At 73.6% G+C, this 20995-nt stretch carries 19 protein-coding genes, 1 pseudogene and 1 riboswitch; of the genes and pseudogenes, 9 read left to right on the top strand and 11 right to left on the bottom strand.

Translation table 11 applies throughout. The annotated features are described in order from the left end of the window. Positions 1-43 precede the first annotated feature (43 nt). Together C5N14_RS21470 and eccD are read left to right on the top strand one after the other, a co-directional pair. The gene (locus C5N14_RS21470) at positions 44-346 is read left to right on the top strand and encodes a YbaB/EbfC family nucleoid-associated protein (protein ID WP_117669934.1); all 303 of its coding nucleotides are present in this window, start codon (positions 44-46) and stop codon (positions 344-346) included. Next, positions 343-1716 carry a type VII secretion integral membrane protein EccD gene (gene eccD, locus C5N14_RS21465; RefSeq protein ID WP_117669932.1) on the top strand — a complete coding sequence of 458 codons (1374 nt, stop codon included), beginning with the start codon at positions 343-345 and terminating at the stop codon, positions 1714-1716. The genes C5N14_RS21470 and eccD overlap by 4 nt, the downstream gene beginning before the upstream one ends. Here the strand turns inward: eccD and C5N14_RS21460 are convergent. After that, positions 1713-2753, bottom strand: a complete 1041-nt coding sequence (locus tag C5N14_RS21460) for a type VII secretion protein EccE (RefSeq protein WP_165878180.1) — start codon at positions 2751-2753, stop codon at positions 1713-1715. The genes eccD and C5N14_RS21460 overlap by 4 nt on opposite strands. A 164-nt stretch (positions 2754-2917) precedes the next feature. Between C5N14_RS21460 and eccB the strand changes: the two genes are divergently transcribed. The 4 genes from eccB to C5N14_RS21440 all read left to right on the top strand — a co-directional run bounded on the left by eccB (position 2918) and on the right by C5N14_RS21440 (position 8167). Continuing rightward, complete coding sequence (gene eccB, locus C5N14_RS21455; protein WP_117669928.1) at positions 2918-4360, top strand: type VII secretion protein EccB; 1443 nt, start codon at positions 2918-2920, stop codon at positions 4358-4360. Beyond that, positions 4357-5007, top strand: a complete 651-nt coding sequence (locus C5N14_RS21450) for a response regulator transcription factor (RefSeq protein ID WP_117669926.1) — start codon at positions 4357-4359, stop codon at positions 5005-5007. The genes eccB and C5N14_RS21450 overlap by 4 nt, the downstream gene beginning before the upstream one ends. A gap of 251 nt (positions 5008-5258) precedes the next feature. Beyond that, positions 5259-6581, top strand: coding sequence for an NAD(P)/FAD-dependent oxidoreductase (locus tag C5N14_RS21445; protein WP_117669924.1), 1323 nt, complete (start codon positions 5259-5261; stop codon positions 6579-6581). A gap of 23 nt (positions 6582-6604) precedes the next feature. Further along, positions 6605-8167, top strand: coding sequence for an aminotransferase class I/II-fold pyridoxal phosphate-dependent enzyme (locus C5N14_RS21440; protein ID WP_117670025.1), 1563 nt, complete (start codon positions 6605-6607; stop codon positions 8165-8167). Positions 8168-8244: 77 nt separating this feature from the next. Here the strand turns inward: C5N14_RS21440 and C5N14_RS21435 are convergent. After that, positions 8245-9060: pseudogene (locus tag C5N14_RS21435) on the bottom strand (NAD(P)-dependent oxidoreductase); the annotation flags it as partial. A 433-nt stretch (positions 9061-9493) separates the two neighbouring features. On the opposite strand from C5N14_RS21435, the gene C5N14_RS21425 reads away from it, so the two are divergent. Next, positions 9494-9979 carry a hypothetical protein gene (locus C5N14_RS21425; RefSeq protein WP_117670023.1) on the top strand — a complete coding sequence of 162 codons (486 nt, stop codon included), beginning with the start codon at positions 9494-9496 and terminating at the stop codon, positions 9977-9979. Positions 9980-10006: 27 nt separating this feature from the next. Here C5N14_RS21425 and C5N14_RS21420 read toward each other — a convergent pair whose 3' ends face one another. From C5N14_RS21420 to C5N14_RS21405, 4 genes are all read right to left on the bottom strand, one after another. Beyond that, entirely contained in the window at positions 10007-11143 is a 1137-nt protein-coding gene (locus C5N14_RS21420) for an ABC transporter ATP-binding protein (RefSeq protein WP_117669918.1), read from the bottom strand. Continuing rightward, positions 11140-12618, bottom strand: a complete 1479-nt coding sequence (locus tag C5N14_RS21415; RefSeq protein WP_371685882.1) for an ABC transporter permease — start codon at positions 12616-12618, stop codon at positions 11140-11142. The genes C5N14_RS21420 and C5N14_RS21415 overlap by 4 nt, the downstream gene beginning before the upstream one ends. A gap of 116 nt (positions 12619-12734) precedes the next feature. Next, complete coding sequence (locus tag C5N14_RS21410; RefSeq protein ID WP_117669916.1) at positions 12735-13793, bottom strand: iron ABC transporter substrate-binding protein; 1059 nt, start codon at positions 13791-13793, stop codon at positions 12735-12737. Between the two features lie 123 nt (positions 13794-13916). Beyond that, the gene (locus C5N14_RS21405) at positions 13917-14861 is read right to left on the bottom strand and encodes a M56 family metallopeptidase (RefSeq protein ID WP_117669914.1); all 945 of its coding nucleotides are present in this window, start codon (positions 14859-14861) and stop codon (positions 13917-13919) included. Between the two features lie 94 nt (positions 14862-14955). Here C5N14_RS21405 and C5N14_RS21400 point away from each other — a divergent pair, with 94 nt between their 5' ends. Continuing rightward, positions 14956-15354, top strand: coding sequence for a BlaI/MecI/CopY family transcriptional regulator (locus C5N14_RS21400; RefSeq protein WP_117669912.1), 399 nt, complete (start codon positions 14956-14958; stop codon positions 15352-15354). 128 nt (positions 15355-15482) lie between these two features. After that, entirely contained in the window at positions 15483-16841 is a 1359-nt protein-coding gene (locus C5N14_RS21395) for an NAD(P)/FAD-dependent oxidoreductase (RefSeq protein ID WP_117669910.1), read from the top strand. Positions 16842-16892: 51 nt separating this feature from the next. On the opposite strand, the gene C5N14_RS21390 is transcribed toward C5N14_RS21395, so the two are convergent. The 5 genes from C5N14_RS21390 to C5N14_RS21370 all read right to left on the bottom strand — a co-directional run bounded on the left by C5N14_RS21390 (position 16893) and on the right by C5N14_RS21370 (position 20873). Then, positions 16893-17267 carry a hypothetical protein gene (locus C5N14_RS21390; protein WP_165878179.1) on the bottom strand — a complete coding sequence of 125 codons (375 nt, stop codon included), beginning with the start codon at positions 17265-17267 and terminating at the stop codon, positions 16893-16895. After that, positions 17264-17887 (bottom strand): histidine phosphatase family protein, encoded by a 624-nt coding sequence (locus C5N14_RS21385; protein WP_117669908.1) that lies wholly within the window; start codon positions 17885-17887, stop codon positions 17264-17266. The genes C5N14_RS21390 and C5N14_RS21385 overlap by 4 nt, the downstream gene beginning before the upstream one ends. Next, positions 17884-18705, bottom strand: a complete 822-nt coding sequence (locus C5N14_RS21380; protein ID WP_117669906.1) for a CbtA family protein — start codon at positions 18703-18705, stop codon at positions 17884-17886. The genes C5N14_RS21385 and C5N14_RS21380 overlap by 4 nt, the downstream gene beginning before the upstream one ends. After that, entirely contained in the window at positions 18696-18899 is a 204-nt protein-coding gene (locus tag C5N14_RS21375; protein WP_207892813.1) for a CbtB-domain containing protein, read from the bottom strand. Before C5N14_RS21375 ends, C5N14_RS21380 begins: the two co-directional genes overlap by 10 nt. Before the next feature lie 61 nt (positions 18900-18960). Further along, positions 18961-19029, bottom strand: a riboswitch (cobalamin riboswitch). 245 nt (positions 19030-19274) lie between these two features. Then, positions 19275-20873: a beta-1,3-glucanase family protein gene (locus tag C5N14_RS21370; RefSeq protein ID WP_117669902.1), complete on the bottom strand. Its 1599-nt coding sequence runs from the start codon at positions 20871-20873 to the stop codon at positions 19275-19277. Between the last annotated feature and the right edge of the window lie 122 nt (positions 20874-20995).

Below are 20995 nucleotides of genomic sequence, written 5' to 3'. Positions count from 1 at the left end.
ACGGCAACCGCGGGTGGCGGTGACACCGGAGGGAAGACGACAGATGGAACCGGCGATCGAGGATCTGCTCGCCCAGGTGCGTGAGCAGCAACAACGGATCGAGGAGATTCAGCGCTCGGTGACGACCATGGAGCTGACCGGGTACGCCGGCAACGGCGACGTCACCGTGAAGCTCAGGGGCGACGGCCGGTTCACCGAGGTGACCATCGACCCGCAGGTGCTGCGTCGCTACGACGCGCACACCCTCGGCCAACTCGTGCTGGAGGCGGTGAACGACGGCCTGGCCAAGCTGGCGGCGGCCAGTGAGGCGAGGTACGCCCCGCTGCTCGGCGAGGCCCAGCAGTGACCACCGCGCTCGCTCCCCGGCGGGTCACCGTGGTAGCGCCACACGCCCGTCTCGACGTGTCGCTGCCGACGCAGAGCACGGTGGCGGAGCTGCTTCCGCAGTTGGTCCGGCTGCTCGCCACCAACGCTGACCGGGCCGGCGGGGTCGGCTGGGAGCTGCGCCGCTTCGGGGGGCCGCCGCTGGACGGCGCGGTCACCGTCAGCGGCGCCGGGGTGCGCGACGGCGAGGTGCTCTACCTGGAGACGGTCGACCGGCGGGCCACCCCGATGCTCTTCGACGACGTGGTGGACGCCATCGCGAGCGCCGCCGCGGACCGGCCCGGGGTGTGGCGGGCGGCGGTGTCCCGGAAGGTCGGCGGTGCGGTAGCCGCGCTGGCCTTCACCGCGGTCGCGGTCGCGGTCGGCCTCAGCGGGCTCGCCGCGTCGGCCGTCGCGCTGCTCGCCGGCATCCTGGCCCTGGTGCTGCTGCTCGCCGGTGGGGCGATGTCGCGGGCGTTCGGCGACCGAGGTCTCGGTGCGGCGGTGGCCGCCGGTGGCGTACCGGCCGCGCTGATCGGCGGGCTGGCGGTGCTCGGTGGTCCGGGCGCGGCGATGGAGTTGACCGCGGGTCGGCTGGCGTTGGCCGGCACGGCGGTCACCCTCTACACGGCGGCGGCCGCCGTGGTGGTGGCGGAGCAGCGGTTCGCCGCCGCCGCGGTGGCTGCCGCGGCCGGTGGTCTCGGCGCGCTCGCCGACCTGCTCACCGCCTCCTCGCCCGCCTCGGTCGCGGCGGTCACCTGTTGCGTGGCCGTGGTGGCCAGTCCGGCGCTGCCGATGCTCGCGCTCCGGCTCGGCCGGCTGCCGTTGCCCGGGGTGCCGACCGATGTGGAGGCGTTCCGCCGGGACGAGCGGCCGACGCTCGGACCCGAGGTGGTCGGGGACACCGAGGCCGCCGAACGGATCCTGACCGGTCTGCTCTGGGGCCTGGCGGTCATCGTGGCCGGTTGCGTCGGGATACTCCTGTCCGGCGGCGGTCGCTGGGCGTGGGCGCTGGCCGGTCTGGCCGGCGCAGCGCTGTTGCTGCGCGCCCGCGCCTACGTCGGCCTCGGCCAGCGGGCCGCCCTGTTGCTGGCCGGTGCCGGGTCGGTGCTCGGCCTGACGGCTCGGGCGAGCCTGGCCGGCGGACCCGGAACGCGGCTGCTCCTCGCCGGGCTGCTCCTGGTGACCGGAGTGGTCTGCGCGACGTACGCGGTCCGGGCCGCCGCCAACACACCGTCGCCGTACTGGGGCCGGCTGCTCGACGTGGTCGAGTTCCTGGTGCTGCTCGGTCTGGTGCCGGTAGCGGGCGCGGTGCTCGACATCTACGGCGCGGTACGCGCATGGGGTGGCTAACCCACCGGCAGGCCAGCCAGCGGCAGCGTCGCCCAGGCCGCCTCGGCATGCGCCCCGTCCAGCGGGACCAGGTCCCGGTCGAAGTCGGCGGTGGCCTGCCGGACCGCCTCGGCGACCGCCTCCCGGGCCGGGCCGGCGGGCACCCCGAGCCGGACCAGCGCCGTGCTGCGGGTTCCGCCGCCGCGTTGCCGGTCCCACCGTACCGACACGGTGCTGACCAGGGCCGGTGTGGCGGCGTGCCGGCGCAGCAGCGTGGCCACCTCGGTCAGGCTCCGGGCGGCTCGGCGCGGTCGGTAGCAGACCTGGTGCAGCATGCCCAGCGACCAGTAGTGCCAGGTCTCGGTGCCGGGTTCGTCCGCGCGCCGCGAGTCGACACCGAGTACGGCGGCCCACGCGTCGCGCAGTTGACCGCCGTCGAGCGTGGTGACCTGATGCCCGGCGGCCCGCAGGTCGGCGGCGAGCCGCAGCGCGGCCGTGCCCGCGGCACGTACCGCCCCGGTCTGGCCGCCGCCCCGGGCCCGGACCGCCCGGGCGGCCGTCTCGGGGTCGAGCCGGATCGCTATCCAGCGCGCCGCGGTGCCGGTGCCGGGCGAGACCAAGTCGACCAGTTGCGCGCCGGCCAGCGGCAGATCGGGGTCGTCGTAGCGGGACAGCAGCCGGCGCAGCAGGTCGTCGAGGTCGCCGTCGGGTTCGACGCGCAGCAGCGCGCTCCACGAACTGCCGTCACCGGCCAGCCCGATCCGGTTGCCCGCCCGGTCCGCCTCGGTCCGGGTCCGCAGGCCGGGCAGGGCCGGCCGGGCGTGCCGGGACCGACGCCGGAAGCGGTGCCGGACCAGCACCCAGTCGGACAGCCACCGGCCGTGCCAGCGCACCCCGGTGCCGAGCAGCACGACCGCTGCCACCCCGGTGAGCGTGCCGCCGACCACGCCGGACGGCCCACCGGCGGCCACCGCGCCCAGCACCGCGCACTGCCAGAGCACCAGCCGGCCGACGCCGAGTCCACGCAGGCTGCGCTGCCCCACCGGTGGTACGGGCATCGGCGGCCCAGCCCGGTGCCGGGTGGAACTGATCGGCGGCGCGGTGGCCGGTGCGGCTGTCGGCATGGCTCGGCTCCCTGGGCTCGATGTCGTCGGCGATCCGTACCTTGTATCCGTAGTTCTAGTGCACCGGGCGTGCACCGCACCATGGCGGGGACGAACTGATGTGGACACAGCGCGACCAACTACAGGCCTACCAGTTCCTTCGCCGCCGGCTCGTCTCGGCGCTACAGGTCGGTGACGCCAACCACCCGGTGTCGCCGAGTCGCCGTCTGGTCATCGGGTGTGCGCTCGGCGCGGCGGTCACCCTGCTGGTGACCGCCGGCTTCGGGGTGTACGGGTTCCTGCGGCCCGGCGCGAACACCGACTGGCGCAAGCCCGGCCAGGTGGTGATCGACAAGGACACCGGAGCGGCGTACGTGATGGGCGCCGACGGGTTGCTGCACCCGATGCTCAACTACGCCTCGGCGCGGCTGCTCGCGGGCGGTGACGGCACCGCCACCAGCCGGGTGTCGAGCAAGTCGCTGGCGGGTGCGCCACGCGGCGTCCCGCTCGGGATCCCCGGCGCGCCGTCGTCGTTGCCGGGCCGGGACCGCCTGTTGACCGGGCCGTTCACCGTCTGTGCGCAGATCGCCGACGGCCGGCCGGCGGGCACCGCGCCGGTCACCACGGCGCTGGCCGGGGTCGCGCCGGTGGGCACCGAGGTGGACGCGGCGACCGCGTTGCTGGTCGCCGGCCCGGACGGCACCGAGCACGCGCTGGTGGCCGGGCGCCGGCACCGCATCGCCGACCCGGCCACGGCGGTTGCCCTCGGCTACGACGCGGTACGCCCGCTGCCGGTCAGCGGGGCCTGGCTGAGCGCGGTTGTCGCCGGTCCGGACCTGCGACTGATCACGGTGTCCCGGGTGGGCGCCGCCGGGCCCCGGGTCGGTGACCTGAGCACCCGGGTCGGCCAGGTGCTCGCCGCCACGACCGTCGGCGCCGAGGCCCGCTACTACCTGGTCCACGCCGACGGGCTGCTGGCGATCGGACAGACCGAGGCGGCGTTGGTGCTCGGCAATCCGGCCAACCGGGCGGCCTACCCGGACGGCGCGGCGCGCGAGATCGCGGTGACGCCGGCCGACGTGGCGCAGTCGAAGCCGGTGGCCGGCACGGCCGCCGGGTATCCGGCCCGACTCGCCCCGCCGGCCGAGGTGCCCCAGGAAGGGGCTGCGGTGTGCGCGACGGTGGACGGCGATCGGGCGGTGGTCAGGCTGGGCGCCGCCACCGGTGTGCCGGCCGGGGTGGCGCCGATGGCGGCCGGTGGTGGCACGGGGGCCGACACGGTGTTCGTACCGGCCGGCAGGGCCGCGGTGGTGCGCGAGCGACCGACACCGCAGGCCGTCCTCGGCGCCGTCTTCCTCCTCACCGACCAGGGCGTGCGGCATCCGGTACCGGACGGCGACGCGCTCAAGGCGCTCGGGTACGGGGCGGTTCGGCCCACGCCGGTGCCACCGACCGTGCTGGCGCTGTTCCCCGTCGGCCCGGTGCTGGACCCGGCCGCCGCCCAGCGGCCCGCCGCCCCGGCCGCCGCCCCCCGGGCCACCGGCGCGGGGGAGACCCGGTGACCGGCGTGCCGACGATCGAGGTGTCGGTGGTGGAGGACCACCCCCTCTATCGGGCCGCGCTGGTCCGCGCGCTCGGGGACGCGCCGGACGTCCAGGTCGGGGTGACCGCCAAGTCGGTGGAGGAGTTCGCGGCGTACCGGCAGCCCGGCGGGGGAGTGGTGATCCTCGATCTGCGGCTGCCCGGGGCACGCGACGCGGCGGCGGTGGTCGCGGTCGCCGGGATGGGCCACCGGGTGCTGGTGGTGTCCGCGCACGGTGACCAGTCCGACGTGCTCGGGGCGATCGCCGCCGGGGCCCGCGGCTACCTGACCAAGGACGCCGACGCCGACGAGATCCTCCGGGCGGTACGGGAGATCGCCGCCGGCAACACCTACGTGTCGCCGACCCTGGCCTCGATCCTGCTGGACTCGTCCCGGGGACGGCAGCCGCTGTACCGGGTGCCGTTGTCCGACCGGGAACGTCAGGTGCTGTCGCTGCTGGCAGCCGGCGAGCGGGACCAGGACATCGCGGAGGCGTTGATGATCAGTGTCCGTACCGTCCGGTCCCACCTCGACCGGATCCGGGAGAAGACGGGGCGTCGGCGGCGGCCGGAGCTGACCCGGCTGGCGATCGAGGAGGGCATCGCCGCGCCCGCGCAGGACCGCTGACGGGCCGGCCGACCACCCGGACGGCGGTGGGTGGCGGCTCCTGGACCGGGCGACATCGCGCAGCGGCGGATATTCCGCAGGGCAACAACCTCGACCGCTCGGCGGTCCCCGACAGTCCACTGTGTACGGTGGCGATCTCATCCCGCTCGGCCGGCGTCCTCGCGGGCGGTCACCGGGCCGTACCGGTCGGTTGCCGCGCCGGAAGGCCGACCTGCGGGGCAGCCGAACCCTCATCGGAGGAACTGCGAATCATGTACGACGCGATAGTGGTCGGTGCCCGCTGCGCGGGCGCCTCCACAGCCCTGCTGCTCGCCAGGCAAGGGCACCGGGTGCTCGTGGTGGACCGGTCGTCGTTTCCCAGTGACGTCATCTCGACGCACTTCCTGTGGCCGCACGGGATGTCCTACCTCAACCGCTGGGGCCTGCTGGACCAGGTCACCGCGGTCACCCCCACGCACACGAGCGTCGACATCGTCAACGACGGCATCCGACTGACCGGATCGGTGCCGACGGACCTGCTGCGCGAGCACTTCCGGGACCTGCACGGCGACGACTCGGGCGTGGTGGGGAACTACGCCTCCGTCCGCCGCCGGGTGCTGGACGAGATCCTCGTCGAGGCCGCGGCCAAGGCAGGCGCCGAGGTCCGCACCAACTCCACGGTACGGGAGCTGATCGTGGAGGACGGCCGGGTCGTCGGCGTGCGGGGGCGGGCAGCCGACGGCCAGGTGTTCGAGGAGCGGGCCCGGATCGTGATCGGCGCCGACGGCCGGAACTCGTTCGTCGCGCGCGCCCTCAAGCTGCCCAAGTACGACGAGCGGCCCCGGTGCACGTTCGCCTACTGGAGCTACTGGTCCGGCTTCGACCTCGGCTCCGGGCAGATCCACCGGCGGGGCCGGCTCGGCTGCGCGGCGGTGCCGACCAACTTCGGGCAGAACATGGTCCTGGTCTGGGGGCCGAGCGAGTGGTCCCGGGAGTTCCGCGCCGACGTGCCGGGCAACTACCAGCGGGCGCTGGACTTCGTCAGCCCCGAGCTGGGCGAGACGGTCCGCACCCGGGGCACCCGGGAGGAGCGGATCTACGGCACCCTGGACCAGTCGGCCTTCCTCCGGCCGCTGCACGGGCCCGGCTGGGCGCTCGTCGGCGACGCCGAGTCCGCCAAGGACCAGTGCACCGCGATCGGCATGACCCACGCCTTCCGCGACGCGGAGCTGGTCAGCGCCGCCCTGGACCGGTGGCTGACCGGGGAGACGTCGATCGACGAGTCGATGGCGGCGTACGAGGGCCGCCGCCGCAGCCAGAACGCCGCCGCCTACTACGACTACGTCTGCACGTTCGCGGAGATGCGGCCGTACCGGCACGACGAGCTGCAACTGTTCGTCGCGTTGCGCGGCAACCAGGAGGAGACCGACCGGTTCATCGCCACGCACGCCGACGTCGCGCCGGTCTCGGAGTTCTTCCAGGCGTCCAACCTCTTCCTGCTCAACGACGCCGCGAAGGAGTCCTCGGCCGACTACCCGGTCTTCGACGACTTCGCCGCGACGTCCCGCATGTACCAGCAGAACCTCTTCGCCTGATGCCGCACCAGGGAGCCGACACCGTGACCACCACCGACCTGCACCAGCGTGACGACGGCGAGCTGATCGAGGTGATCCTGCACGCCGCCCAGCGCGGGGACGTCGAGACCATGACGCGTACCGCGGCCGAGGTCTCCGAGATGACCCGCAACTGGGCCGCCCACATCCCGTGGGACGACTTCGCGACCCTCGACCGGTCCGGGAGCGACGGCGAACTCGCCCAGGTCGTCGCGGACCTGACGGAGATGTGGGAGCCGGCCCACCTGCGCAACCCCGTCGACCCGGACGAGGAGTACGCGCTGGACAAGAACGCCTACGACTTCTACCGCCCCGCCGGCCGGAACCTGCTCGCCCGCACCGAGGACTTCTACGGCTGGGTGCAGGCCCGCCGCCGTACGGAGACCTGGCAGTACTCCCGGGTGCTGGAGGCGGCCCCGGACAGCGTCGCCCAGATCACCAACGACCTGGGCCGGCGGACCCGGGGCATCAACTTCAACTCGCAGGACTACCTGTCGTTCAACACCCACCCGACGATCCGGGAGGCAGCGGCCCGCGCGATGCGCGACTACGGCCCGCACAGCGCGGGCTCGCCGATGGTGCTCGGCAACACCCGGATCTCCGACGACCTGGAGGCGGCCCTCGGCGACCTGGTGCGGCTCGAGCACGTGACGCTCTTCCCGACCGGGTGGGCGGCGGGCTTCGGCGCGGTGGTCGGCCTGGTCCGCCAGTCCGACCACGTGCTGATCGACCGGCTGGCGCACTCCTGTCTCCAGCAGGGCGCCCGGGCGGCGACCCGCAACGTGGTGCGCTACGAGCACCTCAACGTCGAGGCGGTCCGCCAGCACCTGGTCGACATCCGGTCGCACGACACCCGCAACGGCATCCTGGTGGTCACCGACGGCCTCTTCTCGGTGGACGCGGACTGGCCGGACCTGGTGACCCTCCAGCGGGTCTGCCGGGAGTACGACGCCACCCTGCTGGTCGACGTCGCGCACGACCTCGGCTCGATGGGGCCGGGCGGTACGGGTGTGCTGGGGATGCAGAACCTGCTCGGCGAGGTCGACATCGTCATGGGCGCGTTCTCGAAGACGTTCTGCTCCAACGGCGGCTTCGTGGCGTCGAACTCGCCGGCCCTCAAGCAGTACATCAAGATGTTCGGCGGCTCGCACTTCTTCTCCAACGCGCTCTCCCCGGTGCAGACCGCCGTGGTGCGGGAGGCCGCGCGGATCATCCGCTCCCCGGAGGGCGACGAGCTGCGCGCCCGGCTGTTCACCGCGATCCACGCGCTGCGCGACGAGCTGACCGGCCGGGGCCTGACCTGCATGGGAGAGCCGTCGCCGATCGTCCCGCTGCTGATCGGCAACGAGAAGCTCGCCCGCACCGCGAACCGGCTGCTCTTCGACCGGGGGGTTCTCGCGTTCATGGTGGAGTTCCCGGTCACGCCGACCGGGTCGTCCCGGTTCCGGCTCCAGGTGCAGGCCGGGCACGGGCCCGAGGAGGCCCGGGAGGCGGCCCGCATCATCGAGGGCGCGATCGCGGACTCCCGGGCGTACCTGTCCAGCGCGTTCGGCAGCGCCCCCCGGTAGCCCGACGGGCGGGGCACCGGGGCACCCCCGGGCCCGGTGCCCCGCCCGGCGTCATCGCCGAGAAGTAGAATCGACGGTCACCAGGACCGCCCGACGCCGCCGGGTGACGAGCGTCCGGGTGGCTCAGTGGCCCCCGCCCCGCCCCCGAGGGCGTCGAGCAGGTTGTCCACCGCCGCGTCCGACGCCCGGCGGACGCTCTCGGCCGTCGCGGCGCCCAGGTGCGGCGTCGGCACCACGCGGGGATGGGCGAGCAGGGCCGACGGCTCCGGCGGCTCGCGGTCGAAGGCGTCGACCGAGTACAGCGCGATCCGGCCGGACTCCAACTGCGCCAGCAGGGCCGCCTCGTCGACCAGGCTCGACCGGGCCGTGTTGAGCAGGACGACGTCGTCGCGGACCAGGGCGAGTTCGGCGGCCCCGAGCAGCGGCCCGCCCGGTGACGGCGGGACGTGCAGCGACACGACCTCACTGGTGCGCAGCAGGTCCTCCAGCGGCAGCAGCGGCACGTCGCCGCCGTCGGTGACGAACGGGTCGTGCGCCACGACCCGCATGCCGAGGCCGCGCGCCAGGTGGGCGAGCCGGCGCCCGATCGCGCCGAAACCCACCACGCCGAGGGTACGCCCGGCGGCCTCCCGCCCGGTGCTGCGCGCCCAGCGGCCGGTGCGCAGGGCGGCGCTGGCCTCGGGCAGGCCGCGCAGGCCCATGAGGGTGAGCGCGAGGGCGAGTTCGGCGACGCCCTGGGCGTTGGCGCCCCGGGCGGTGAGCACCTGGATGCCGGCGGCGTCGGCAGCCGTGCCGTCGATGCCGTCGCGGCCGGCGCCGTTGCGGCTGATCACCCTGAGGGCGTCGGCGTGGGACAGGACGTCGGCGTCGATCCGGCGGCTGGGGCGGCAGCGGGCGTCCGCCCCAGCGCCAGCTCACGCGCCTCATCGCCCTCCGCAGGGCGCCCTCCGGCGCCGTTGCGGCCAGGGTGCCCGTGCCCCTTGCCGGGCAATTGCTATACGGTCGGCGGGTGATGGTCGAGGAGCACTGGTGGAACGGAGACACGACCCGGCGCGGGCGTCGAGACGTGTACATCCGCACCGACGGTCGGCGTTGGGACGTCCAAGCACAGATCGGCGGCGAGTCCGGGCGTTCCCGGGTACAGGAATGCCCCAGTCGGGCGTCGGCGACCATTCTCGCCGGCGCCTGGCGTGGCAACCATCCTGCCTGGCGCGAGCTGCCGCGCTGACGCCGGGGCCGACCGGCACGGCTCCGCAAGGGCCGTGCCGGTCGGCCCCGACCGCAGGCGCCACCGGCCGGGGTGCGGGGCCGTGTCAGGATGTGGCGGTGTCGTATCCTCCTCATCCGTCGTACCCGCCGATGCCCGGCGCCGTCACGCCGCTGATCGCCTACCCGCACCCGATCTCGCCGCCCCCGGGCCACGCCGTGCTCGTCGTCTCGGTCAACCGCGGGCCGTACCTCGTGCCCGCCCCGTCCACCAGCCGGTTCAAGGTCGACAGGCAGGTGGTGGCGATCCCCGGCGAGGGCACCTGGCACGTGGCCGTCCCGGCGGGTCCGCATGACGTCCGCTACACCGACTTCATGGGCATCCCCGTCATGACCACCACGCTCGTCGCCCACCCCGGGGTCCTGCATCCCCTGGCGTTCCGGTTCGGCGGCTGGCGCAACCGCGTCTACGACGGGCACGGCACCGACGTGACGAAGTTCGGTATGTGGTCGAACTACAGCATCCTGCTCGTCACACTGGTCGTGCTCGGGGTGCTCTGCTGCGGTGGCTTCGGGCTGGTCGCAGGTCTGTCCACTTCGCCCTGACCGTCGCGGCCGGCGACGGCGGCCGGGTCAGTGCCCTACCCCGGGTTCCGCCCGGTCCCGTCGCGGCCCGACTGGTCGGCGTCGGTCGTGCTCGGGCGGGGTCGGTACGGGGACCGGCATCCTGGTCGCCCAGGTCAGCGCGGTGCCCTCGACCCGTAGTCCGACCAGGGCGCCGGCGGCCGGCAGGCCGGTGGTGCCGAAGACGCGGGCGGTGATCGTCCCGGCGTCGGTGAGGCGCAGCGTGATCAGGGCGTCGTGGCCATGGAAGGCGATCGTCTCGACGGTGGCCGGTACGCCCTCGTCTGCCCGGCCGACCCGGATCTGCTCCGGGCGCAGCATGACGTCGACCTCGGTGGTGGTGGGTGCCGACCAGCCGGGGCGTGGTGGGGCGATCGGCACCGCACCCAGTGGGGTGTGCAGGGTCCCGTCGTGGACCTGGCCGGTCAGCAGGATCGCGTCCCCGATGAAGGCCGCGGTCCACGGGTCGGTGGGATGGTGGTAGATGTCGGCGGGGGTTGCGGCCTGGACGATGGCGCCCGCGCGCATGACGGCCACCTGATCGGCGACGGAGAGGGCCTCGCCCTGGTCGTGGGTGACGAGAACGGCGGTGGCCCCGTCGGCGCGTAGCGCGGCCCGGATGTCGTCGCGCAGGTCGGCGCGGAGCGCCGCGTCCAGCGAGCTGAACGGCTCGTCGAGCAGGATCAGTGCCGGCCGGGGTGCCAGGGCGCGGGCGACGGCGATCCGCTGCTGCTGTCCACCGGAGAGTTGGTGCGGCATTCGATCGCCGTGGTCGGCGAGTCCGACCAGGGTCAGCACCTCGTGGACCCGGCTGGTGCGGCGGGTCGCGCGGTCCAGCCCGTACGCCACGTTGTCCCGGACCGACAGGTGCGGGAAGAGGGCGCTCTCCTGCGGCACGATCGCCACCTTGCGTCGGTGGGGCGCGAGGTGGGTGCTGTCGCCGGCCACGGTGCGGCCGTCGACGGTGATGCTGCCGGCGTCGATGTGCTCGAAGCCGGCGACGCAGCGCAGGAGGGTGGTCTTGCCGCAGCCGGACGGACCGAGGACGGCGGTGAGGGTGCCCGGCGCTACCGTCAGGTCGACCCGGGTGAGTGCGTCCACCGGGCCGTAGCGCTTGGCCACTGCCCGCAGTTCCAGGTAGCTCACGACTGGTTCTCCTTGATCAGGACTCCGGTGCGGGCGGTCAGCAGCCAGGTGGGCACCGAGGAGAGCCCGACCAGCAATGCCGCGTACGGCGCGGCGGCGGCATAGGCGGCCACCGAGGTGTTCGTCCACAGCTCGGTGGCGAGGGTGTCGGTGCCGGTGGGTCGCAGCAGCAGTGTCGCCGGCAGCTCCTTCATGCAGGCGAGGAAGACCAGGGCGACACCGGCCGCGATGCCCGGCAGGGTGAGTGGCAGGGTGACCGTGCGCAGCACGGTCACCGGTCCGCGACCGAGCGACCGGGCGACGTCCTCCAGGACCGGCGGTGCCTGCGCAGCCGCGCCGGTCACGGCGGCGGTGGCGAGCGGGAGGAACAGCGCGGCGTAGCCGAGCGCCAACAACGCGGTGCTCTGGTAGAGCGGGTACACGACGTTGATCCCGAAGAAGACCAGGGACAGGCCGATCACCAGCCCCGGCAGGGCGTGGCTGAGGTAGCTGAGTCGTTCCAGGACGGTGGAGATCATCCCGGGGGCCCGGGCGGTGAGCAGGCCCAGCGGCAGGGCGAGCAGCATGGTGAGCGCGGCGCCGGCGAGCGAGAGCGACAGCGAGTTGCCGGCCGCGGTGGCCACCTCGGTCCAGTCGCCGGGGCGGGAGACGCCTTCCGCGAGCCGGCGGGCGAGGCTGGCCGCCGGGACACCGAGGGCGAGCAGCGCGACCGCGGTCAGGCCGCCGACGGCGGGCCAGCCCCACCGGCCCAGGTCGATCCGCGTCGGCGACCGGCGGGCGCCGCGCAGGGACGCGTACCGTCTCCCCGGTCGGCGGGTCGCCGTCTCCCCGGCGAGGATCAGCACGGTGAGCCCGACCAGCACCAGCGACAGCACCAGGGCGCCGGTGCGGTCGAAGCCGAGGTCGAAGGCGATGAAGATGGCCCGGGTGAAGGTGTCGGCGCGCAGGATGGAGACCGCACCGAAGTCGGCGAGGACGTACAGGGCCACCAGGAGGCCGCCCCCGGTCAGCGCGGGCCGGATCTGGCGCAGGGTCACCGCGGTAAAGGTCGCCCAGCCGCCCCGGCCCAGTGACCGGGACACCTCCTCCTGCGCCGGGTCGCTGCCGGCGAGCGCGGCGGCGACCGGCAGGAAGACATAGGGGTACGAGCAGAGTGTCAGTACCAGCGCGGCCGGCCAGAACCCCTCGAACCCGTCGACGGTCGACACCCAGGTGAACGCGGCGATGTAGGTCGGCACCGCGAGGGGCAGCGCGGCGAGCACCGCGAAGAGCCGCCGCATCGGCAGGTTGGTGCGGACCACCAGGAACGCCGCGCCGACTCCGAGCAGCAGGCAGCCGACGGTGACCACTGTGGCCAGACCCAGGGTGTGCAGCGCCAGTCGGGAGACCCGGCGGGTGAGCAGCTCTTCGGTGATCCGCGTCCAACCCGCCTCCCCGGTGCGCACCACCAGGTAGGCCAGGGGGATCAGGGTCACCGCGACGGCGACGAGCGACAGGGCGAGCAGGACCGGGCGCGGTGGCCGGCGGCGGAACGCCCGTCGGGAGGCGGACCCGCCGGCACGGGTTCGCCTCCCGACGGTCAACGGAGCGTTCAGGGGACGAGCCCCGATTCCTTGATCAGGTTGATGGTCGCCTCAAGCCGGTCGAGCTCGTTCAGGTCGACCGCGGGGACCTTCAACGTGTCCAGCGCCGGGGCGTACGCCGGAGCGGGAACCCCGCCGACGACCGGGTACTCGTAGGTCTTCTCGGCGAAGTACGTCTGCGCCTCGGGGCCGAGCAGGTAGTCGACGAAGGTCCGCACGTCGGGATCCTGGGCCGCCTTCTTGAGCACTCCGATCCCGGCGACGTTGACCAGTGCGCCGGTGTCGCCGTTGGGGAAGAAGTGCAGCTTGGCCTTCATCTTCTCCGGGGTGGTGCCGCGCTCGTGGGCGATCTCACCGAGGTAGTAGTGGTTGACCAGCCCGACCGCCAGCTTGCCGGCGTCGACCTCCTCTACGATCGGGGCGTTGCCCTCGCGTACCTGCGGGGCGTTGGCCTTCAGCCCGGCGAGGAACTCCTTGGCCCTGGCCTCGCCGTGCTGCACGGTGACAGCGGTGACGAACGCCTGGAAGGAGGCGTTGGTCGGTGCGACGCCGACCTTGCCCTTCCAGGCCGGGCCGGTCAGGTCGAAGACCGATGCCGGTAGCTGGGCGGCCGGCACGAGGTCCGGGTTGTAGACCAGGACCCGGGATCGTGCGGTCACGCCCACCCACTGCCCGCTGCTGGCGCGGTAGGTCTGCGGCACCTTGGCGACGACGTCTGCGGGAAGCGGTGCGAACAGGCCCTTCTTGGCCACGGCGCCGAGCGCGCCGGCGTCCTGGGCGAGGAACGCGTCGGCCGGTGACTTCTCGCCCTCCTCAAGCAGTTGGGTGGCCATCGCCGCGGTTCCGGCGTAACGGACCTCGACGGTGATGCCGGACTGCTGGGTGAACTTCTCCAGCAGGGGCTTGACCAGCGACTCGCTGCGACCGCTGTAAAGGGTGATCTTCTTGTCGGAAGCCGGGGCGGCGTCGTCGGTCGGCGCCGACTCGCCGCCGCAGGCGGTGGCCCCGAGCAGGAGAAGACCGGCGCAGGCCAGCGAGAGGAGGGGAGTTCGGACGGGGGCGCGCACGGCGGTGCTCCTTGGGTAGCTGGGCAGAGCCGGGCCCTGGCTCTTCTACTGGCTGTAGAAGTTAGCAGAGCCTAACCTCACTTAGCTACCGCCCGGGGTGCTCCCCACGCCAGCGGTGCCCGCTCACCCGATCCGGATACGCGCACTCCGCATGAGTTCGTGCAGGTCGTAGACGCACTCCCCGGTCCACACCACGGAACCCGCGGCGAGCAGGGCGGGGACGGCCGCCATCAGGCGGGACCTGCTGCCGGACCGGTCCCGCAGCAGCGATGCCACCCGACGGGGCACCGCCCCGGCCCGGGCGACGTCCGACTCGGCCGGAGTGAGGCGCAGGACGTCGGCCCGGCCCGGACGCCCCGAGGCGGCCAGCGCCGCCGCGCCGATCGCCCGGGCGACGACCCGACGGCTACCGACATCGACGGCGGCCCGCTCGTCGGCGTCCCGCTCGACGAGGTATTCGATCCGCCGCATCTCCCACCAGAACACCGGGTGCGCCGCCGCGGCGAACTGCGTCAGCCGGATCAACCGGTGATGCCGCCCGGCCAGGTGTGCCCGCTCGTGCGCCAGCAGGGCGGCGAAGTGCGCGTCGTCGAGCACGGCCCGCATGCCGGTCGTCACCACGATCCGATCCGGGGGACCCGGCACCGCGAACGCGTCGACCCGGGCGTCGTCAAGGACCACCAACTGCCCGCCCGCCAGCGCCGGTAGCTCGGCGTACCGGCGCAGGGCCGCCTGCGTCCGTCGGTGCCGGCGGGCCAGCCGTACGAGGGCGACACCCGCGACGGCCAGCATCAGCAGGGACAGCCAGGACACCCACGGCACATGCGCGGTGTCCTGCCGCACGACCTGGTCCGAGAAGTCGAGGCGACGGGCCACGGCGGGTGTCTCGGCCGCCGCCTTGACCGCGAAGGCGGCCACGTTCACCAGGCCGGCACCGGCGGCGACCGCCATCGACCAGGCCAGGACCACGGCGGCCGGGCCCGGCCGGAGCCGCTCGCTCAGCAGCCGGGCCGCCGCGAGCACCAACAGCGGGGTCACCACCACAGACCAGACGAAGTGATCGAACATGTCCCTCCTCCGATCCAAGGACCTGGCCAGTCTGCCACCATCGAGCTGACCTGCTGGTGTCGCGAGCGTCCGGGGCGGTCGGTAGGCTTTGCCGGTGGCGGCCAACGATCAACCCGACAGCGACCGGCACGGCAACCGCCGCCGCCCCGGCGAGTTGGAAGCCGAGATCATCACCGCGCTCGTCGGCGCGGGCCGCGCACTCACCCCCGCCGAGGTGCGCGAGAGGCTGGACTGGTCCCCGCCGCTGTCGTACAGCACTGTTGTGACCACCCTCACCCGCCTGTTCGACAAGGACGCGGTGACCCGCCAACGAGATGGACGCGCCTACCGCTACGCCGCCGTCACCGACGCGCCCGCCCTCGTCGCCGGCCGGATGGGCCGGCTGCTGAGGGCCGAAGCCGACCATGCCTCGGTACTGCGGCGCTTCGTCAGTGCTCTCGACGAACAGGACGAACAGCTCCTGCGCCGCCTTCTCCTCGAAGCTGGCGACTGACCCGCCCCGCCCCGGGCTGGAGACCCGGGTCACCCCGGCCGCGCTGGTGACGGGACCGCCCGACGCCTTTCCCAACGTGCGCAATCTCGAAGAGGACCGGCACGCCGCGGTCGCCTACCGTCTCGACCATGGTCCGCGCAGGCAACGCCGTGGTGCTGGGCGCCAGCATGGCCGGGCTGATCGCCGCCCGGGTGCTCAGCGACGTGTACGACACCGTCACGGTCGTCGACCGTGACGTCCTGCCCGATGCGGCGCAGCCCCGGCGCGGGGTGCCCCAGTCGCGTCAGCTGCACGTCCTGCTGGCCCGTGGGCGGCAGGCGCTCGACGAGCTGTTCGACGGCCTCAGCGACGAACTCCACCGGGCCGGCGCACCCCTGGTCGACCTCAACGGACAGGTGCACTGGTGCAACGACGGCTACCCCATGCGCCGTTCCCCGTCCTCACTCATCGGCGTGGGGGTCAGCCGCCCCCTGCTGGAGCGCACGGTGCGCGCCCGGGTGGAGAAGCTGGCGAACGTCCGGCTCTGCCCGCCGGCGGAGGCGACCGACCTGCTGAGCACCGACGATCGTCGCCGGATCACCGGTGTCCTGGTGACGCCGCGCGACGGGGCGCCCTACCGGCTCGAATCCGATCTGGTGGTCGACGCCTGCGGCCGGGCGTCGCGTACCCCGGCGTGGCTGACCGCGCTCGGCTATCCGGCCCCGGCCGAACAGCGGGTCGCGGTCGACGTCACCTATGTCACCCGCAACTACGAGCGCGACCCCCGCCACCTCGACGGCCTTTTCGGCGCGCTGACCAACGCCGTCCCTGGGCGCCCACGCACCGGCATCGTCGCCGCCCAGGAGGATGACCGCTTCGCGGTGGCCCTCAGCGGGGTGCTCGGCGAGCAGCCGCCGCTGGACGACGAGGGCTACGCGCGGTTCGCCGAGTCGCTGGGCCTGCCGCTGATCAGCCGGTTGGTGCGCGAGGCCACCCCCGTCGGCGCACCGGCACGGATGCGGTACCCGGCGAGCGTCCGGCGACGCTACGAGCGGCTGCGCCGCTTTCCGCTCGGCTACCTGGTGTTCGGCGACGCGCTGTGCAGCTTCAACCCCGTCTACGGTCAGGGGATGACGGTCGCGGCCACCGAGGGCCTGCTGCTGCGGACCCTGCTGGCCGGCGACCGGGACCGGTTGTGGCGGCGGTTCTTCCGCGGGGCCGGCAAGCTGATCGACGGCCCGTGGTCCATCGCGGTCGGCACGGATCTGCGTTTTCCCGAGGTGCAGGGGCGCCGGACGGTGCGGGTGCGGCTCGTCAACGCGTACGTGCACCGGCTCCACGCCGCCGCCCGCACCGACGCGGTGCTCGGCACCGCCTTCCTGCGGGTGCTCAACCTTGTCGACCCGCCACATCGGCTGCTGCGTCCGGCGATCGTGCGCCGGGTGCTGTTCGGCGGCGCCGCCCGGACCGCCCGGGGTCCCCGGCCCGGAGCCGACCCGGGGACCTGATCCCGGCCGGGGCCGTCACCCGACGGGCAGTCCGGAGGACCGTCCGCCCGGTCACGGTGTCGGGGCGGTGATCACCGACAGGGCCAGCAGGTCGGACAGGGGCGCGTGCCCCGGCCCTCCCGCCTGGACCCAGTCGGCGATGTCGGTGGTGACCTGGTCGTCGACCACGAGTCCGAACCAGACGGGTCGGGCGCCGCCGCGGCGGGCCTGCGGCGTCGGATGTACCACGATCACATTGGACTGCGTACAGCGGTCGAGGCAGCGGCTGGCGCGCACCTGGTGCGGCGGCGACAGTGCCCGCTCCAACGCCCGGAACTGGGCGTCGTGGTCGACCTCCGGGTGTTTGGTGGTGCTGCCGCAGCAGCAGTCCCGGCAGACCGTGACGGTGCAGCCGCCCCGGATCGGGCCCGGCCCGGACCCGGTCACCGGAGCGCCGCCACCCCGGTCGCCCCGGGCTGCCGGGGCGTGGGGAACTGGAGTTGCCACCGTGACCCGTGCCCGCTGAGCCGGATCACCGCCAACGGTGCGACGTCCAGTCGCCACGCCGCCGCCACCGGCAGCCCCAGCGCGTGCGTGATCGCCACGCGAATGACCATCGGGTGGGTCACCGCGGCGATCCGGGTGCCTCGGCCGAGTTGGCTGTCGAGCCAGCCTCCGACGCGGTCGCGCAGCGCGGCGAGGGATTCCCCGCCGTGCGGGGCGGCCTCGGGCGCGGCCAGCCATTCCCGCAGCGCGTCGGGCTGCCGGTCACCGACCTCCCGCACCGACCGGCCGGCCCAGCGGCCGTAGTCGCAGTCGGCGAGCGCGGCCTCGGCGGTGGGGCGCAGGCCGATGGCGTGCGCGGTCTGCACCGCCGCCGGAGCGGGGCTGGTCAGGCAGGCGTCGATCCGTCCCAGCGGTCCACGCCGGTCCGGCCCGGCGGGGGCGAGGGCGAGGGCGGCCGTCAGGCCGCCCTCGTCCACGTTGTCGTCACCCGCCCCGAACGCCGCCCGTCTCAGGGCGGCGGTGTGGGCGTGGGCGACCAGCCGCAGGCTGGTCGCGGTCACGGGCGGGCCGGAGTACCGGCGTCGAACGCCGACCTCCCGGGAGCGGGCAGGCGCCCGGCGTCGCGGTCGAGCGCCGGTCGCCGACCCCGGCTCATCAGGGCGGTGAACAGCAGGCCGGTCGCGGCCCAGAGCACCACCTGGGTGCCGAGGGACGCCAGCCGGAAGTTCCACAGCAGGGTCGCGGGGAAGTCGTCGGGGACCTCCTCGAACGACGGCAGCACGAGGTGGGAGACGACGGCGACCAGCAGGAACCCGCCGCCGGCCGCGCCGGCGCGAAGCCACGGCGGCGCGCCCCGGCGGATCGACCGATGGCCGAGCGAGCCGGCCCAGACCGCCACCAGGCCGAGGACCACCATCAGCAGGTAGGTGCCGGTGCGCTGGTTGATGGTGTCGGGATCGCCGACGGCCGGAGGATTCGGCGGATACTTCAGGAACGGCACGATCACCGCGCCCAGCAGCGCGCCGCCGGCGAGCAGTAGCCCGGACCGGCCGTCGTCCGCGGTGCGCAGGCGCCGACGCAGCAGGGCGTACGCGGTTGCCAGCAGGCCACCCATCGCGGCCCCGAACAGGCCGGTGGCCAGGAACAGGCCGCCGCGCTGGCCCTCCCGGCTGACCAGTTCGTCCTGGTGGTGGTCGTGGCCGACCGCGGGGGCGGCGTGCGTCGCCGCCTCCTCGATCGCGATGGCCGCCTCGATGCGCGGTTCGCCGACGACGTAGGCGAACGTCCCCGCGAGCAGGCCGGCGACCAGGCCGGCGAGCAGGCCACGGAGCAGGACGGTGACGAACGTCGGTGGGGCGGAGGTGGTGTTCAGTGACATGGGACACCGAGCAGGTGCCGGCCGTCGTGCATCAACTCGTGCAGGTACATGCCGCTGCGCGAGACGGCGCCCTGGTCGAAGGCGACCAGGTAGGCCAGGAGCAGGAGGGCGCCGACGACGGCCAGAGCCGCCCACAGCATGCGTGGGGAAGCAGCGGGACGCACCAACGGCTGGGCGGGAGTGGAGCTCGACATGAGATCAGGAACCTCTCCGGGGATGACGCGTCCCCATCGCAAGGCTGCGGACGTCCGAGCGTCCTGGCTCGCGGGCCCATCGACGATGGGACCGCTCACAGTGGCGCGACCGCGCCGGACTCACACCGGCTTTCCTCGCGACGCCGCAGATAGTGAACCTGACCGTAGCGGCTGCGGCTACGACCGGTCAATCGTCTCGTCGACGATGTGGGCCGCCGGACACCCCTTCAGCGCCCGGCGCGGGAGCGGCGAGCCGTCGGGCCGACGTGTCGTGGGCCCGACCCGGCATCACCGCCGTGCGGACCTGAGCCGGGCCGGGCGAGGGGCGGGTCCGCGCCGCACGCGGCCCCGCCCCCAGGCTCGGTCTCCGGTCGGTCAGCCCGTGCGCCACTTCTGGTTCGCGCTGCCGGCGCAGTCCCAGAGCTGGAGCCGCGCGCCGTCGCCGGCGTTCCAGTCCTTGATGTCCACGCACCTGTTGGCCTGGAGGTTGACCAGGTCGCCGGCCGCGTTCAGGGTGAACTGCTGGGCGCCGCTGCCGTTGCAGGTGTAGAGCTGGACCACCGCGCCGTTGCCGGTCGCCCCGCCGTCGACGTCCATGCACTTGTTGTTCTGGCTCTGCACGGCGTTGCCGGTGAACGTCCACTTCTGGGCGTTGGTGCCGTTGCAGGTCCACATCTGTAGCGGGGCCCGGTCGACGAAGTTGGAGCTGGGCACGTCGATGCACTTGTTGTTCCAGTTGCTCAGCACCGGGACGGCGCCACCGGGGTTGCCCGGCCCGCCGCCGCCCGTGCCGAACGGGCTGAGCACCAGGCCGGCCGCGCGGGGGTCGCCGTCGTGGACCAGCGACTCGAAGGCGCCGACGTCGTCGAAGGCGAAGGCGTACGCCTTGCCGTCGCTCATGTTGGCGTGGATGACGCGGGCGTACTGGTTGGTCGGGTTGTTGCGGTAGAACTCGGCGGCGTTCGTGCTCGGCTGCGTGTCGACGGTGCCGAGCGTGCCCCGGTTGAGGGCCGCGCAGAGCGTCCGGGAGATCGGGCCGACCACCTGGTCGTTGGGGGCGGGCAGATCACCGTCGCAGCCCCAGACGCTCGCCGACGAGGGCCGGTTGAAGGAGGCGACCACCTGGCCGGCGCTGTTGGTGAAGGTCATGACGTTGCCCGACGTCCGCCCGAAGTACCGGGTGTCCGGCCGGTCGCCGAACGGCACCACGGTCAGCGTTCTGGTCGTGTACGCGTTCCACGCCGAGGCGATGTAGGAGTCCAGGTAGGTGGTGCTGAGCAGGCCCGCGCCGGCGGCCTTGCCGGGGGCGAGCACGCGCAGCACGGTCCCGTCGGATCGGGTGTAGACCGTGTTCGCCCAGCCGGGCTGGGACCGGATGCCGTCGATGATGGCGTTGCGACCGTTGTTGACGACGTCGCCGGTCCGCTTGGTGACGCCGCTGGCGCCGGTCACGGTGACCGCGTGCGGCACCGCGAACATGTCGACCTGTGAGCTGTTCAGCCACAGCCCCGCGTCGTTGTAGGTGAACTCGCTCCAGTCGAACAGGATGTCGCGGTTGGCGTCGCCGGCCGCCCACGGCGCGGGCTGCACCAACCCGTTCGGGGTCAGGAAGAACCTGAGCTTCTCCCCGAGGGAGAAGTAGACGCGGCCGGAGAAGCCGCGCGGGAACTGGATCGTCGTGCTGCCGCCGTTGCCGGGCCCCGGGATCGACGCGTCCGGTGCTGGCGAGGGCGGGTTCTGCCCGCCGGACCAGGGGACGAACGTGCCGGCCCGGGTGACGTAGCCGAGGCGGTTGCTGGAGAGCTGGATGCCGATCACGTACAGATGGACAGCGTCGCTGCGGCCGGTGGTGTTGGTGACGGTGACGGGCAGCAGCGCGGGGCCGACGGCCTGGGCGGGGGACGCGACCACGGCCACCGGGACGGCGGTGACCAGGGCGGAGACGACGGAGAGCAGCTTTCTTCGGAAACCCACGGGAACTCCTCGCTTGCCGGGACGGGTCAAGAGAGCGCTCTCTCAGCTTCTGATTGTTAACAACGTTTGTCAATGGATGGTGGTCGGCCCCGCCCGCCGGCGTCCCGACGCCGCGCCTCGCC

The organism is Micromonospora sp. MW-13, from assembly GCF_003434305.1.
Lineage (GTDB): Bacteria > Actinomycetota > Actinomycetes > Mycobacteriales > Micromonosporaceae > Micromonospora.
Note: the sequence above shows the minus strand (reverse complement) of the source record. Positions and strands in the feature narration are given on the sequence as shown.